The sequence below is a fragment of the Streptomyces flavofungini genome, assembly GCF_014650815.1.
GTDB lineage: Bacteria > Actinomycetota > Actinomycetes > Streptomycetales > Streptomycetaceae > Streptomyces > Streptomyces flavofungini.
This window is the reverse complement of sequence record NZ_BMVR01000007.1, coordinates 259,878-273,280: the sequence shown is the minus strand read 5'-3', so window position 1 is coordinate 273,280 and position 13,403 is coordinate 259,878. Positions and strand designations below refer to the sequence as shown.

At 72.3% G+C, this 13,403-nt stretch carries 14 protein-coding genes; 6 read left to right on the top strand and 8 right to left on the bottom strand.

Annotation, left to right across the window (positions count from 1 at the left end; genetic code table 11):
- Window positions 1–10 precede the first annotated feature (10 nt).
- Entirely contained in the window at window positions 11–1,204 is a 1,194-nt protein-coding gene (locus IE274_RS20400) for a M20 family metallopeptidase (RefSeq protein ID WP_190117262.1), read from the top strand.
- A gap of 132 nt (window positions 1,205–1,336) precedes the next feature.
- Here IE274_RS20400 and IE274_RS20395 read toward each other — a convergent pair whose 3' ends face one another.
- Window positions 1,337–2,338, bottom strand: coding sequence for an ABC transporter substrate-binding protein (locus tag IE274_RS20395; protein ID WP_190117261.1), 1,002 nt, complete (start codon window positions 2,336–2,338; stop codon window positions 1,337–1,339).
- 149 nt (window positions 2,339–2,487) lie between these two features.
- Between IE274_RS20395 and IE274_RS20390 the strand changes: the two genes are divergently transcribed.
- Both IE274_RS20390 and IE274_RS20385 read left to right on the top strand, forming a co-directional pair.
- Window positions 2,488–3,288 (top strand): ABC transporter ATP-binding protein, encoded by an 801-nt coding sequence (locus IE274_RS20390; protein ID WP_190117260.1) that lies wholly within the window; start codon window positions 2,488–2,490, stop codon window positions 3,286–3,288.
- Window positions 3,289–3,391: 103 nt separating this feature from the next.
- A complete protein-coding gene (locus IE274_RS20385; protein WP_229909683.1) occupies window positions 3,392–4,312 on the top strand; it encodes a fructosamine kinase family protein in 921 nt (306 codons plus the stop codon).
- 229 nt (window positions 4,313–4,541) lie between these two features.
- Here the strand turns inward: IE274_RS20385 and IE274_RS20380 are convergent, their stop codons facing one another.
- The 3 genes from IE274_RS20380 to IE274_RS20370 form a co-directional block, all read right to left on the bottom strand.
- Window positions 4,542–5,558 (bottom strand): GlxA family transcriptional regulator, encoded by a 1,017-nt coding sequence (locus IE274_RS20380; RefSeq protein WP_190117259.1) that lies wholly within the window; start codon window positions 5,556–5,558, stop codon window positions 4,542–4,544.
- Window positions 5,546–6,193 carry an HD domain-containing protein gene (locus IE274_RS20375; RefSeq protein ID WP_190117258.1) on the bottom strand — a complete coding sequence of 216 codons (648 nt, stop codon included), beginning with the start codon at window positions 6,191–6,193 and terminating at the stop codon, window positions 5,546–5,548. Before IE274_RS20375 ends, IE274_RS20380 begins: the two co-directional genes overlap by 13 nt.
- 230 nt (window positions 6,194–6,423) lie before the next feature.
- On the bottom strand, window positions 6,424–6,879 hold the full coding sequence (locus IE274_RS20370) for a VOC family protein (protein WP_190117257.1): 456 nt from the start codon (window positions 6,877–6,879) through the stop codon (window positions 6,424–6,426).
- A gap of 161 nt (window positions 6,880–7,040) precedes the next feature.
- On the opposite strand from IE274_RS20370, the gene IE274_RS20365 reads away from it, so the two are divergent.
- Window positions 7,041–7,769: an SIR2 family NAD-dependent protein deacylase gene (locus IE274_RS20365; RefSeq protein WP_190117256.1), complete on the top strand. Its 729-nt coding sequence runs from the start codon at window positions 7,041–7,043 to the stop codon at window positions 7,767–7,769.
- Window positions 7,770–7,912: 143 nt separating this feature from the next.
- Here IE274_RS20365 and IE274_RS20360 read toward each other — a convergent pair whose 3' ends face one another.
- Window positions 7,913–8,635 carry a maleylpyruvate isomerase family mycothiol-dependent enzyme gene (locus IE274_RS20360; RefSeq protein WP_190117255.1) on the bottom strand — a complete coding sequence of 241 codons (723 nt, stop codon included), beginning with the start codon at window positions 8,633–8,635 and terminating at the stop codon, window positions 7,913–7,915.
- A gap of 294 nt (window positions 8,636–8,929) precedes the next feature.
- Between IE274_RS20360 and IE274_RS20355 the strand changes: the two genes are divergently transcribed.
- On the top strand, window positions 8,930–9,481 hold the full coding sequence (locus IE274_RS20355) for a GNAT family N-acetyltransferase (protein WP_190117254.1): 552 nt from the start codon (window positions 8,930–8,932) through the stop codon (window positions 9,479–9,481).
- On the opposite strand, the gene IE274_RS20350 is transcribed toward IE274_RS20355, so the two are convergent.
- The 3 genes from IE274_RS20350 to IE274_RS20340 all read right to left on the bottom strand — a co-directional run bounded on the left by IE274_RS20350 (window position 9,475) and on the right by IE274_RS20340 (window position 12,746).
- Window positions 9,475–10,476 carry a BtrH N-terminal domain-containing protein gene (locus IE274_RS20350; RefSeq protein WP_190117253.1) on the bottom strand — a complete coding sequence of 334 codons (1,002 nt, stop codon included), beginning with the start codon at window positions 10,474–10,476 and terminating at the stop codon, window positions 9,475–9,477. The genes IE274_RS20355 and IE274_RS20350 overlap by 7 nt on opposite strands.
- Window positions 10,473–11,285, bottom strand: a complete 813-nt coding sequence (locus tag IE274_RS20345; protein WP_190117252.1) for a MerR family transcriptional regulator — start codon at window positions 11,283–11,285, stop codon at window positions 10,473–10,475. Before IE274_RS20345 ends, IE274_RS20350 begins: the two co-directional genes overlap by 4 nt.
- A gap of 390 nt (window positions 11,286–11,675) precedes the next feature.
- Entirely contained in the window at window positions 11,676–12,746 is a 1,071-nt protein-coding gene (locus tag IE274_RS20340) for a helix-turn-helix transcriptional regulator (protein ID WP_190117251.1), read from the bottom strand.
- Window positions 12,747–12,871: 125 nt separating this feature from the next.
- On the opposite strand from IE274_RS20340, the gene IE274_RS20335 reads away from it, so the two are divergent.
- The gene (locus tag IE274_RS20335; RefSeq protein ID WP_190117250.1) at window positions 12,872–13,294 is read left to right on the top strand and encodes a VOC family protein; all 423 of its coding nucleotides are present in this window, start codon (window positions 12,872–12,874) and stop codon (window positions 13,292–13,294) included.
- The last annotated feature ends 109 nt before the right edge of the window (window positions 13,295–13,403 follow it).

The following is a 13,403-nucleotide window of genomic DNA, read 5'->3' as shown; positions in this document are numbered from 1 at the left end:
AAGAGGACCGATGCCGCACCCCACCCACGACGAAGCCGCAGCAGCGCACGGCGCCGCCACCACCCCGCACGACGACCTCAAGTCCGCCGTGCGGCACCGCGTCGACGGGCACCGCGACGACCTCGTCGCCCTGAGCCGCCGCATCCACGGCCACCCGGAGACGGCCTTCACCGAGCACCGCGCGGCCGCCTGGTGCGCCGAGGCCCTGGCGGCGGCCGGATTCGAGGTCGACTCCCCCGCTTACGGCCTGGACACCGCGTTCTCGGCGGCCATCGGCTCGGGGCCGCGGACGGTGGCGATCGTCTGCGAGTACGACGCGCTGCCGGGCCTGGGACACGCCTGCGGCCACAACCTGATCGCCGCCGCGGGGATCGGCGCCGCCCTCGGGCTCGCCCCGTTCGCCGACGAACTCGGCCTGCGCGTACGCGTGCTGGGGACACCGGCGGAGGAGCGGGGCGCGGGCAAGGCCCTGATGCTCGACGCCGGGGCGTTCGACGGGGTGGACGCCGCGATGATGGTGCACCCGTGCCCGTTCGAGATGTCCGACTTCCGGTCGTTCGCGCTCGGCACACTGTCGGTGACGTACACCGGCCGCACCGCGCACCCCAGCCTCAATCCGCACGAGGGCCGCAACGCCGCCGACGCCCTGACCGTCGCACAGGTCGCGCTCGGCCTGCTGCGCCAGCACCTGCCGCCGCAGTGGCGGGTGCACGGCATCACCACGGAGGCGGGCACCAGCCCCAACGCGGTCCCGGCGCGCGCCACGGCCTCGTACGAACTGCGGGCACTGGCCGCCGAGGACCTCACCGAGCTGCGCTCGCGCGTGGAGGACTGCTTCCGCGCCGGAGCGCTGGCCGCGGGCTGCGACGTCACGCTGGAACGGCCCGAACCGGACTACCTGGACTTCCGCGGCGACCCCGCGCTCATCGAGCTCTGGACGCGCAACGCGCGGGCGCTGGGGCGGCCGGAGCCGGTGGAGCGCCCGCCGTTCGCCTGCACCGACATGGGAAACGTGTCGCACGCCGTGCCGTCCATCCACCCGGTGCTCGACATCAGCGGCGGCGCCTGCGGCCCGCACGAGCCGGAGTTCGCCGAGGCGGCGCTCTCCCCGGCGGGGGAACGGGCGCTGCTCGACGGGGCGACGGCGATGGCGTGGACGGCGGTGGACTGCGCCCGCGCCGCCGCGGACACATCCGGCCGCTGACGTCCACGTGGCCGATGTGGCCGCCCCCGGGCTCCATCGGGGAGCGGCCACGGCCACCGACGGCCCATCGGGACCGGTCGGCGACCGGCCGCCGACGGCACGCCAGGACTTGGAGAGTCAGGACTCGGGGAGTCAGGACTTGGACAGCGCCTTGGTGATGTCCTTCAGCACGACGTCGCTGGCCAGCGGCCCGCCGCGGGTGGACCAGACCGACCCGTTGACCGTCACGACGTGCTTCTTCTTGACGGCGCCCAGCTCCTTGTACGCGGGCTTGGACTGGACGTCCTTGAGGGCCTTCTCGCCGTCGGACGTCAGGGTCGACAGGAACAGCCAGTCGCCGTCGATCTGATCGATCTTCTCCAGGCTGAGCGACGGGGTGTGCGCGTTGCCGTCCTTGTTCTGCGCCTTGGGCCGCTTCAGGCCCATCTCCAGGGCGACGCCGCTGGCGAACTGCTTCTTCTCCATCCAGCTGGGGCCGTCCGGGTTCCAGCGGACGATGGACACCTCGGCGCCCTTGTCGGCGCCGAGCTTCGCGCCCGCGGCCTTGGCGGCGGACTCGTGGTCGGCGATGACCTTGTTGGCCTTGTCCAGCTTGTTCACGGCGTTGCCGATGCCACGGAAGGAGAGCTTCCACTCGTCGGTGGGCGCCATCGTGACGAGGGTGGCCGGGGTGATCTCGCGGAGCTGCTTGAGGACCTGCTCGTCCTGCATGTCACCGGCCAGGATGAGGTCGGGCTTGGCGGCGACGACCTTGTCCATCACGGGCTGGAGCAGGTTGCCGACGACGTCGATGTCCTTGACCCTGTCGGCCAGGTAGGCCGGGGGCTTGTCGAGGCCCTGGCCGTTGGTGATGCCGACCGGCTTGACACCGAGGGCGAGCACCGCGTCCAGGTCCTCCTGGGTCAGGGTGACGATGCGCTTGGGGTGCGCGGGGACCTTCACGGTGGCGCCCGTGGCGTCCTTCACGGTGCGCGTCCCGGAGGCCTCGCCCGCCGAGGCGCCCTTGGAGTCCTTCTTGTCCGAGCCGGAGTCGGATCCGCATCCGGCCAGCAGCAGCGCGGCCGCCCCGAGGGCTGCGACTGCCTGCGCCGCGCGGCGCGGCACGAGGGGAAGGGATCTGCGGGGCAGGTTCATCGAGGGCTCCGTGTTCAATGGGACATGGCTGTGCCGAGGCGCGCGGCCATGCGGACGCATCACCCCTCGACACACAGACTAAGGTTAGCCTTACCTTACAGATACGAGGCAAGGGGTTGCCTCATCACCCGGGAAGGGCGAGGCACACAGTGGAACTGCGCGTCGAGCGAGTCACCGCCGGATACGCCGGCCGCACCGTGGTCGACCAGGTCGACCTCACGATCGGCTCCGGACAGGTGGTGGCCGTCGTCGGCCCCAACGGCTGCGGCAAGTCGACCCTGTTGCGGACGATGGCCCGGCTCCACACCCCGGACTCGGGACGGGTCCTCGCCGGTGACGCGGACGTGTGGCGGCTGCGCCAGCGCGAGGCGGCGCACCGCATCGCCCTGCTCCCCCAGTCCCCGCAGGCACCCGAGGCGGTCACGGTGGCGGGCCTCGTACGGTACGGCCGCCACCCGCACCAGGGCCTGTTCCGCCAGTGGTCCCGCGACGACGAGGCCGCGGTGGCCAAGGCGCTGGACGCCACCGGCACCACCCCGCTCGCCGAGCGCCGCCTCGACGAACTCTCCGGCGGCCAGCGCCAACGCTGCTGGCTGGCCATGGTCCTGGCCCAGGAGACCCCGGTGGTCCTGCTCGACGAGCCGACCAGCGCGCTCGACATCGGCCACGCCGTGGAGGTCCTCGACCTGGTCCGCGACATCGCGGCGGGCGGCCGCACCGTCGTCATGGTCGTGCACGACCTGGCCGCCGCGGCCCGCTACGCCGACACCGTCGTCGCCCTGCGCGACGGCCGCGTCGTGGCGTGCGGCCCGCCGCGCGAGACCATCGACGCGGAGCTCGTGCGCGAGTTGTACGGCATCGACACGGAGATCCTCTTCGCGCCGTCCGACGGTGCACCGGTCGTCGTGCCGACCGCACGGGTCGCGGCGACGGCCGGGGACAGGCCCTAGGGCGACGGCGCGAGGACGGCGGCGCTGGTACGCGGCCGACGGAGCCACGGACCGACCGCACCCGCTCCCCTTGACTCGCCCGCACCGGAAGGGATTCGACGAGGTGACACCCCACGCAGAGCCCGACCACCCGACCGGCAATCCGACCGACCAGCCGGCGGAGAACCCGGCCGAGAGCCCGGCGGCCGCCGCCACCCGCCTCACCGGACACGCGGCGACCGACCAGCACCCGATGTCCGGCGCGCTCACCGAAGTCGCCCTCGACGGCGGCCGGTCGGTCGTCGTCAAGCGCGCCGACGCCCCGGGCGCGGTGCGGGCCGAGGCGGCCGGGCTGCGCTGGCTTGCCGACTCCGGCACGGTGCGCGTCCCGGCCGTGCGCGGGCACGACCACCGCTGGCTGGTGACCGACCGCGTCCCGGCGGGTACGCCGACCGCCGGGGCAGCCGTGCGGTTCGGCCTCGACCTGGCGGCCCTGCACGCCTCCGGCGCCCCCGCGTTCGGCGCGCCGCCGCCCGGCGGCACCGAGGACGCGTACATCGGGCTCGCCCCCATGCGCAACGCCCCCGGCGGCAACTGGCCGCGCTGGTATGCCGAGCACCGTGTCCTCCCCTACCTGCGGCGCGCCGTCGACGACGGAACGGTGCGCCCGGACGAGGCGGCCGTGGTCGAGCGGGTCTGCGCGCGGCTGCCCGAACTCGCGGGCCCCGCCGAGCCGCCCGCCCGGCTGCACGGCGACCTGTGGAACGGCAACGTCCTGTGGAGCGCCGACGGCCACGCCTGGCTCATCGACCCGGCCGCGCACGGCGGCCACCGGGAGACCGACCTGGCCATGCTCCACCTGTTCGGCTGCCCGCACCTCGACGCCGTACTGGACGGCTACCAGCAGGCGGCCCCGCTCGCCGACGGCTGGCGGGAACGCCTGGGCGTGCATCAGCTCTTCCCGCTCCTGGTGCACGCCGTGCTGTTCGGCCGGGGCTACGCCGAGCAGGCCGTCGCGGCGGCGCGGGCCGCGCTCACGAACTGACGTGTTTCACCGAGGCGTTGACGCACGACGTGCTCCAGCGTCGGCGACGCGCGCGACCGCGCACCCGCCTGGACAGGCACCCGCCGCGCCCCCTTGGCCACAGTTCGCGGTAGTCGCCGACGGCGGCCTCCATGGCCTCGGTCATGCGCCGGGTGCGGCACGATCTCGTGCTCTACCGCGACGGCCCCGCGAGCTGGACGGCCCCGCGCGACTTCGGCATCGGCTCTGCCTACGGTGTGACGGCGACAGGCCCGGCCCCGGCCGCGGTCGTGCGGAACCGGGCCCGGTATGCGGTCGGCGCGACCCCCAAGTGCAGTTGGAACACCCGGCGCAGCGACTCCGAGGAGCCGAACCCGGCGCGCCGGGCGACCTCTTCGACGGTGTCGGGCCCCGCCTCCAGCAGGGCCCGGGCGGCTTCGAGGCGGACCGCTTCGACGTACTGCCCGGGCGTCATGCCGGTCTCGGCCCGGAAGAGGCGGCCGAGGTGTCTGGCGCTCACTCCGGCCTGCCGGGCCAGCGAGTCGAGGCTGTGGTCGGCGGCGGGGTCGGCGGTGACGGCGTCCAGGACGCGGCGTACGACCGAGCCCTCGGAGGGCTCGGGTGCCAGCCGTTTGCTGAACTGCGACTGGCCGCCGGGCCGGGCCATGAAGACGACCAGCTGGCGGGCGACTTCACGCGCCAGGTGCGCGCCGTGGTCGTCCTCGACCAGGGCGAGGGCCAGGTCAATGCCCGCCGTCACGCCGGCGGAGGTGACGACGGGCCCGTCCCGGACGAACAGCGGATCCTTGGCGACCCGCACGCGCGGGTAGGCGGCGGCCAGCTCCCGGGCCAGCTCCCAGTGCGTGGCCGCGCGACGGCCGTCCAGGAGCCCGGCCTCGGCCAGCACGAAGGCCCCCGCGCACACGGAGGTGACCCGCGTGGCGCGGGCGGCGAGCGCGGCGGTCAGCTGGACGAGGTCGGTGTCCGCGACCGCCCGCCGCCAGTCACGGCGCCCCGGGACGACCAGGGTGTCGACCCTGCGCGGCAGCCCGGCCACCGTGCCGTCCACACCCACACGCACCCCCGACGACGTACGGACATCGCGTCCGGACGGGGACACGACACGCAGGTCGTACTGAGCACCGTAGGAGTTGGCCGTGGTGAAGACCTCGACCGGGCCGCTCACATCGAGGAGCTGCACGCCGTCGAAGGCGACGACGGCGACGACGCGGCGGCCCGCCCTGCCCGCGCGCGCTACTCCGCCCATGGCGAATCCAGGATGGTGCGCACGAAGTCGCCCCGCTCGAACCCGGGGACGTAGGCCTCCAGGACGTCCGCCTTGACGTTGCCGAAGGTCGTCTCCGGCTTGGGGCGGATCCCCTCGGTGAACGCGTCGAGGATCCGCCGCTTGAAGTCCGGCCGCGGATGCAGCGCCACGACGGCCGCGCGGTCGGCCTCGGGGATGTCGTCGTACCCGAGGCCGAGCACGTCGTACTCCACCCCAGCCGTCACCAGGGCGACCTCCGGTTCCATGAACTCGGGGATGCCGGGCGTGGTGTGCAGGGCGATGGCGGTCCACACCCGGCGCACGCTGTCCTCGGGCACGCCGTGCCCCCGCAGAAACCGCTTCGCCTCGTCGGCGCCGTCCACCTCGAACCGCCGACCACTGTGGCGCGCCCCCTCACCGAGCCCCACGTCATGGAACATCGCGCCGACATACAGCAGCTCCGGATCGAAGCTCAGGCCACGGCTGCGGCCCTGCAGGGCACCGAAGAAGTACACCCGCCGCGAGTGGTGGTAGATCAACTCACTCGTGGTGTCACGGATCAGCTCGGTCGCCTCCCGCGCGACCTTCGTGTCAGGAACCACCACGTCCCCCGCCAGCACCCGAACGCTCGTCATGTCGCCCACCTCTCCGTCCGACACTCCCTGCCCACCCCTCAAGGATCACGCCGGGCGGAGTGCGCCGCCATGGCGGTACGGCCAGGCATCCCACAGATCACGACATCCGCCACGGCCGACCGGTCCGCGCCCCCCACGGCCTCTTGAGAAGCCCGGCCGTCCGCTACGCAGCGACCGCGCCGATCGCAGCCAGCAACGAGTGGGTGTGGCAAGGACCGCTGCAACGGCCCTCAGACGACGTCGAACTCGTTGCCCTCGGGGTCCTGCATGGCGACGGCGAATTGCCCCAAATCCGGCTCATCGTTGATCCGCAGCACGGTGGCACCAGCTTTGACCAGCCGCTCCACCGTGGCCTTGACCCGCTGTGCGCGGATGTCCAGGGGCACGTCACGGCCCCCACCGACCTTGAGGTCGAAGTGCCACCGGTTCTTGGCGGCCTTCGGCTCCGGAACCTGCTGGAACCACACCCTCGGCCCATGTCCCACAGGATCGATGATCGACTCCGGAACATCCCCGGCACCGGTCGGCAGCTCCGCCTCGGGCACCCCCGCCGCCGCCCAGTAAGCACGCCACGTGGCGTACCCACCCGGCGGAGGCTCAGGCACGTAGCCCAGGGCCTCGGCCCAGAAATTCACCAATCTCTGCGGATCGGAGCAGTCGATCGTCAGCTGCAGCGTCATCTCCATACCCGGAGCGTCCCAGGCAGGTCTGACAGTCGGGCCACTTGCGCGACAGGCCCTGGTCAGCGCGGTGGGGAATCGCCCACCGCCGAGGCCGCCCTGACCCCGCTTCGCAGAGCCGCTCACGGAGGCCCCGGCCGAGTCCTGGTCGTCGTAGGCTCGGCGGCATGAGCAAGCCCCTCGTCGCCCTTCTCAGCGGAGCCGGTGTCTCGACGGACTCCGGCATCCCGGACTACCGCGGGCCCAACGGGCTGTGGCGGCACGACCCCGAGGCCGAGAAGCTCGTGACGTACGAGTACTACATGGGCGACGCGGGGATCAGGCGCCGGTCGTGGCAGATGCGGCGCGCGAACCGGACGCTCCAGGCGGAGCCCAACGCGGCGCACCACGCGGTGACCGCGCTGGAGCGCTCCGGGGTGCCGGTGCGGGTCCTCACGCAGAACGTCGACGGGCTGCACCAGCTCGCCGGGACGCCGGACCGCAAGGTCCTGGAACTGCACGGCTCCGCCCGGACCGTGGTGTGCACCGTGTGCCAGAAACGCGGCCCGATGACAGACGCGCTGGCTCGGGTCGAGGCGGGCGAGAGCGATCCGCCGTGCCTGGACTGCGGCGGCATCCTCAAGTCCGCGACGGTGATGTTCGGTGAGCGTCTCGACTCCGCCGTCCTCGGTGAGGCCGTGGCCATCGCCGAGGCCTGCGACGTGTTCATCGCGGTCGGCACCAGCCTCCAAGTGCAGCCCGCGGCAGGGCTCGCGGGCCGCGCCGCCGACCACGGCGCCCGGCTCATCATCGTCAACGCCGAGCCGACTCCGTACGACGACCAGGCCGACGAGGTCATACGCGAGCCGATCGGGACGGCGCTGCCCGCGCTCCTGGAGCGGATCGGCGATTGGTAGTGCTTCGTCAGACCCGCTACCAAGGTCTCGACACCCTCCATGACCTCCTGCGGTGCTGGACCGGCCCCTGCACCACCTGCGACCGCCGACTCACCACGCGCAGCACCAGAGCCAGGACGTGACGAAGTGCTACCGGGGCCCCGTCAATCCGCGGGATCAGGCGGCCACGGCCCCAGTTCGGGCAGGTGGAGGCCGGTCGTGCTCAGGTGACCGTCGATGCTGCGGCCCGCCATCCAGGCCGCGAGGTCACGCACCGCGCCGGAGACCTCGACTGTTGTCCCCGTGCCCAAGGCCTGGGTGAACTCATGGTCGGTGGCCCGCAAGAGCAGGCGAGTGCCGGCCGGGGCGCGGTCGGACAAGAACTCCAGAGCGTGCAGGGCGAAGTCCAGCGGCCAGTCGCCGGCACGGTAGCCGAAATCGAGGTCGACGGCGTGAATCTCCACCTCCCTCCACCGGGCCAGCGCGGTGTCCACCACCGTGGCATGGCGGAACCGGACCGCGCGCCCCCAGTCCCCCTCCGCCAGCCCGCTCCAGGCGTCTTCCAAAGCCCCTTGGGCCAGCTTCAGTTCCTCACGCAGCTCCGCCAAAGGCCGGGCCGCACCTTGGTCGATGGACTGGTCACGCCCGTCCTGGCCGCCGTCGTACATGTCGATGACCTCGCCCTGCAGCGCGCCCCGTGCCTGCCTCTCGAAGGCACGAGCGTTGTCTGCGAGGTGTTTGAGGACATGCCCACGGGTCCACCCCGGCAGGGCGGAAGCCGCATCCTTCTGCCGGTCATCGAGGCGATCGAGTAGTTCCAGCAGCAGGGCGTGCGCTTGCGAGACGCGGCGCACCAGATCGTCAGGGGTTAGAGGCGAGTTGACCACTGTCGCACCTTAACCGTTGATCGATTTCCGATACAGGGACCAGCACACACGGTGTTCGCCGTGGTTGTCGGGCGGCGTTGGACTGCGCCCGCGTCCCACTTCGCCCGCACCAGCAGATCCTGCGTCTGCCGCTGTTGGCGCGACGACCGCCACGGGCACGGCGCCGATGTCGAGCGTCTGCTCGCCGTCACGACGAGTGGAAGCCGGTCCGCCCGTCGGATCAAGGAGCGATCAGGGAGCGATCAAGGAGCGATCAACAGACGGGCGGATGAACGCCTGTGCGAGGATCGCGGCGTGAATGATCTACGTTTCCGTCTCGCTGACGACATCGACCTCCCTGCTGTCGTCCGGCTCCGTGACGACGCTGCCCGTTGGATGATCGGCCAGGGCATTACTGGTCAGTGGCGCCCCGGTGAGCTGGGTGCGGAACACTTCCGGCGGATCATGGAGCGCGGGGAGGTGTGGCTCGCGGAGGCTGCTGATCGTGTGGTGGGTGCCTGGGAGTTGTGGTGGGAGGACGAGGACGCGTGGGGGCCGCAGCCGCCGACGGCCGGCTATGTGCACCGGCTGATGGTGGACCACGGCAGTGTTCCGGCCGGGACCGGTCGGCACCTGCTGCGCGTCGCGGAGCGCCGCGTCGCCGAGGTCGGCCGACCTCTGGTCCGGCTGGACTGCCTGGCCGGCAACGACCGTCTCAGTGCGTATTACCTCAAGGCCGGCTACCAGGTGGTCGGGCGCAAGGAGGGCAAACCGCAGCCGGGCGGTCCGCCGAAGTCCTTCACGCTCCTCGAAAAGCCCGTGGGTGCCTCGCGCTCGGCTGCGGGAGTCGTACGTCACGCTCAGTGAGGCCCGCGGGGCCGCAGGCGGCTCAGTGCCCGCATGGCCTCGCGCTCGACTCGTGACAGGTCGTGGAGGACGGCTCCTGCCTGTACGAGGTCCTGCTCGCTGCCCGATGTGCCCGCTCGCGCGATGAGTGTCGCTGCTTCCGTCCACAGCGTGGCCGCCTCCGTGTAGAGGGTGAGGCCGGTGCGCAGGTGGCCGCTGTCGAGGTGGTGGGTGCATGCGGCGAGGAAGTCACGGTAGAGGTTGCGGAAGAGGGCGCCTCCGGTGCCTGCCTGTTCCATGAGGAGGGCGGCTTGCGGCAGGTCCCGCTGCGGGTCGTCGGCGCGCCGCAGCCAGGTGCGTACGAGCTTCCCGGCCTTCTCGATCCCCCGGTGGCCGAGGTTGGCGATCGGAGGGTCGAGGAAGGCGTCGGCGCACGCGGTGATGGCGGGGACGATCCGCTCTCGCGGGGGCGGCGGGTTCCGGGTGGCGGTAAGGGTGAAGGAGCGGTGTGCGGCGGTCATCGGGCCGCGGGCAGCTCTGGCCTCGGCGAGGCTGGTCAGACTGGTGGACACCGCTCCGCCCTGCTGAGCGGTGTCCACCAGGTGGGCGTCGCGGTCGTCGTAGCCGTAGAGGGCTACGACATGGCCGCCGAAGTGCACCTTCGACGTGAAGTACTCCAAGTGGTAGCTGTCGAGTTGGAGTCCCACGGGGCGATCGGCGTCGATCACGGCTGCCACGTTCCGCCAGGCCTTGCGGGGCGAGGTGGTCTCCTCGACCTGGAGTTCCAGGTCGAGGGCGGCGGCCAGGTTCCTGGTGAGGTCGAAGGGCTTGACCCGGCCCGCGAGGAAGGGGAAGCCCATGCTCTTGCTGTCCCAGTAGAGGAAGGACAGTCCGGAGCCGAGGCCGAAGAGCATGGGCTCGGACAGATCGATGCCTTGGTGGCGCAGCAGTACCCCCAGGGCCGTCGTCTCGCAGTGCTGGCCACCGCGGGCGTCGATGTCCCCGACCGTGGTCATGTCGTGCCTTCTTCCTCTACGGGGACGATCAGCCGGGTCATCAGTTCTTCCGGCGGCGCCTCGGCCGGTCCGACGAGGTAGGCCTCGCGTACGGGCGCCCGCGGGCTCAGGCCGCGCTCGTGGACGGCGGCGAAGAGCGCGTTGTAGGCCAACGGCAGTTGGGCGTAGGGCCCGAGGTGCAGGGTCTCGGCGACGAGTGCGCCGGGCAGCGTCTCGACGTCCTGGCCGGGCGGCTCCGCCCCGTGCCGCGGCAGCTCCACGCCGACGGCGATCTCCATCCGGTCCTCCAGGTCCAGCGGGTACAGCCCCCACAGCGGCGGCTCCCACACCGTGCCCGCCGCGCCGAGCCCGGCGAACAGCGGCCCCACGCACGCCGCGAAACGCTCGCCGATCTCCGCGGGGGCACACACCCCTCGCACCACGGCGAGGCGTCGCTCCGGCTCCCTGCTCAAGCTCACGTCGTAGCCGGGCAGGCCGCCCTCCGCCAGCCGCTCCAGAAGCCCCAGCCGCGCCTGGTCCCGGCCGATCCGCTCGGCCAGCCGGTCCCGCTCGGCGCGCAGGATCCGCGCCCTGTCCTCGGGCCCGGCGGCCAGGGCCCGGGCGATCACTGCCAAGGGGAGGTCCAGCTCGCGCAGCAGGGCGATGGCCAGGGCGTCCCCCGCCTGTTCGGGCGCGTAGTAGCGGTATCCGGAGGCGCCGTCCACGCGGACCGGCGCCAACAGCCCTACGTCGTCGTAGTGCCGCAGTTGCTTGACGCTGAGCCGGCACAGGCGGGCGAAGCGCCCGATGGTGAGAAGGTCGTCGTGCACGTCCTCATCGTGGACCTTCCCACCGTGGGAGAGTCCAGCGTCGGGCCCGTACGGGCGACCGGGTCACCCGGCGGCGCCCTGCGCGAGCCGGGTCAGCGGCGCGTGAGCGGGGCCGTGGTGGCTGGCGTGTCCGCGCGGCGCGTGAGCGGGGCCGTGGTGGCTGGCGTGTCCGCGCGGCGCGTGAGCGGGGCCGTGGTGGCTGGCGTGTCCGCGCGGCCCGCGGGCCGCGGCCAGGGCCGCCGCGACGCGAGGGCCGCGCTCCATCGCCTCCGCCACCGCCAACACCTGGCGGGCGCCCAGCCCGGCCGCGCGGGCCAGCTCGCCCGTGACGCGGACGGCGTGCGGATCGGCGTACGGGCGCAGCGCGAGCCGTCCCGTATGCGGGAACCGTCACCTGCCTTTATTTATGGGCAGGTTGGGCATGCGAGAGCCGGCGGTGCGCGATCCGGAGTTGCCGACGGAGTTGCCGACAGCCTTGGCGTAGCGCTCGGCGAGGTGCGCGAACGCGCTGGTGAGTTCGGGCGGGCCGATGACTTCGATGTCGGCGTCGAAGCGGCCGATGGCGGCGGCCAGGCCGGTCCACGACCAGGATCCGAGGACGAGGCGGCAGCGGCCGGGGGCGAGCGCTTCGACGATGCCGTCCCGGGCGAAGCCGGCGACGGCGGGGGCGGGGAGGTCGAGGACGACTTCGCCCGTGCAGGGCCATTCAGTACTCGTGCCGTCGCTGCCGCGGAAGCGACTGGTGACGAACTCGGACACGGTGCCCCCGGGCAGTGCGCGCGGGGTGAAGCGCGGGCCGGTGGGCGTGCGGGGGTGGATACGGTCGACGCGGAAGGTCCGCCAGTCCGCACGATCCAGGTCCCAGGCCAGGAGGTACCAGCGGCCGTACCAGGTGACCAGGTGATGCGGTTGCACCCGGCGGGGCCGGTCGTCTGCGCATGGCCGGTCGGCGGCTGGACGGTCTGCGGCTACCCGGTCTACGGCGTAGTCGAAGCGGAGTTCCGCGTGGGCGTGGACGGCCGCGCCCACGTCCACCAGGACTTGGGTGTCGACGGGTGCCGTGTCCCGGCTTTCGGGCGGGTGCACGGCCGTGACACACAGCATCTCGATGCGCTGGCGCAGTCGGGACGGCATGACCTGCTGAAGGGTGCTCAGGGCGCGGGCGGCGTCATGGGCGACCGCACCGCCGACCGTGACGGTTTGCAGGGCGACGGCCAGCGCGATGGCCTGGTCGTCGTCGAACAGCAGCGGCGGCAGATCCGCGCCCGCGTCCAGACGGTACCCGCCGGCGGGCCCCTTGAAGGCGACGACCGGGTAGCCCAGGTCGCGCAGGCGGTCGACGTCGCGGCGCACCGTGCGCTCGGTGACCTCCAACCGCGCGGCGAGATCCGCGCCGGACCAGCCGCGGCGCACCTGAAGCAGCGACAGCAGAGCGAGCAGCCGCGAGGACGTTTTCTGCATGCCCGCCATTGTGCCCGCAGTACAGGACACATCCTGTCCGCTACCTCTGCGACGGTGGAACCACAGCCACCGAGGACGTATGCGTGTGGCGCTCATCCATCGAACCGAGAGCAAGGGGCTTCCAGATGTCCGTCACGACCACCACCCACCTCAATTTCCGGGGCGACGCGCGTCAGGCGCTGGACTTCTACCAGTCCGTCTTCGGCGGCCGCACCGTCGCGATCACCTACAAGGACGCCGGTAACGTGCGGAACGAGAACGAGGCGGACTGGGTGATGTGGGGCGAGGTGGCCGGGGACAACGGCTTCCACGTCATGGCCTACGACGTGCCCTCCGAGCTGCCGTGGAACCAGGGGGACAAGCCGTTCTTCGTCTCCGTACGCGGTGACGACGCCGACGAGATCACCACCTTGTGGCAGCGGCTGGCGCAGGGCTCGACGGTGGTGCGGCCCCTGGAACCCGCCCAGTGGGCCCCGCTGTACGGCATGCTCACCGACCGCTTCGGCGTGACCTGGGTCCTGGACGTCACCGCCCCGTACAACGGCTGACCAGGCCGACTGCGCCGGCCGTCGGGGATGTCGACGGCGGACGCCCACAGCGAGGACGAGGCCCCGACGCATTGTCACGGGCTGGCTACGGGTTCCGTCGGGAGCGTCT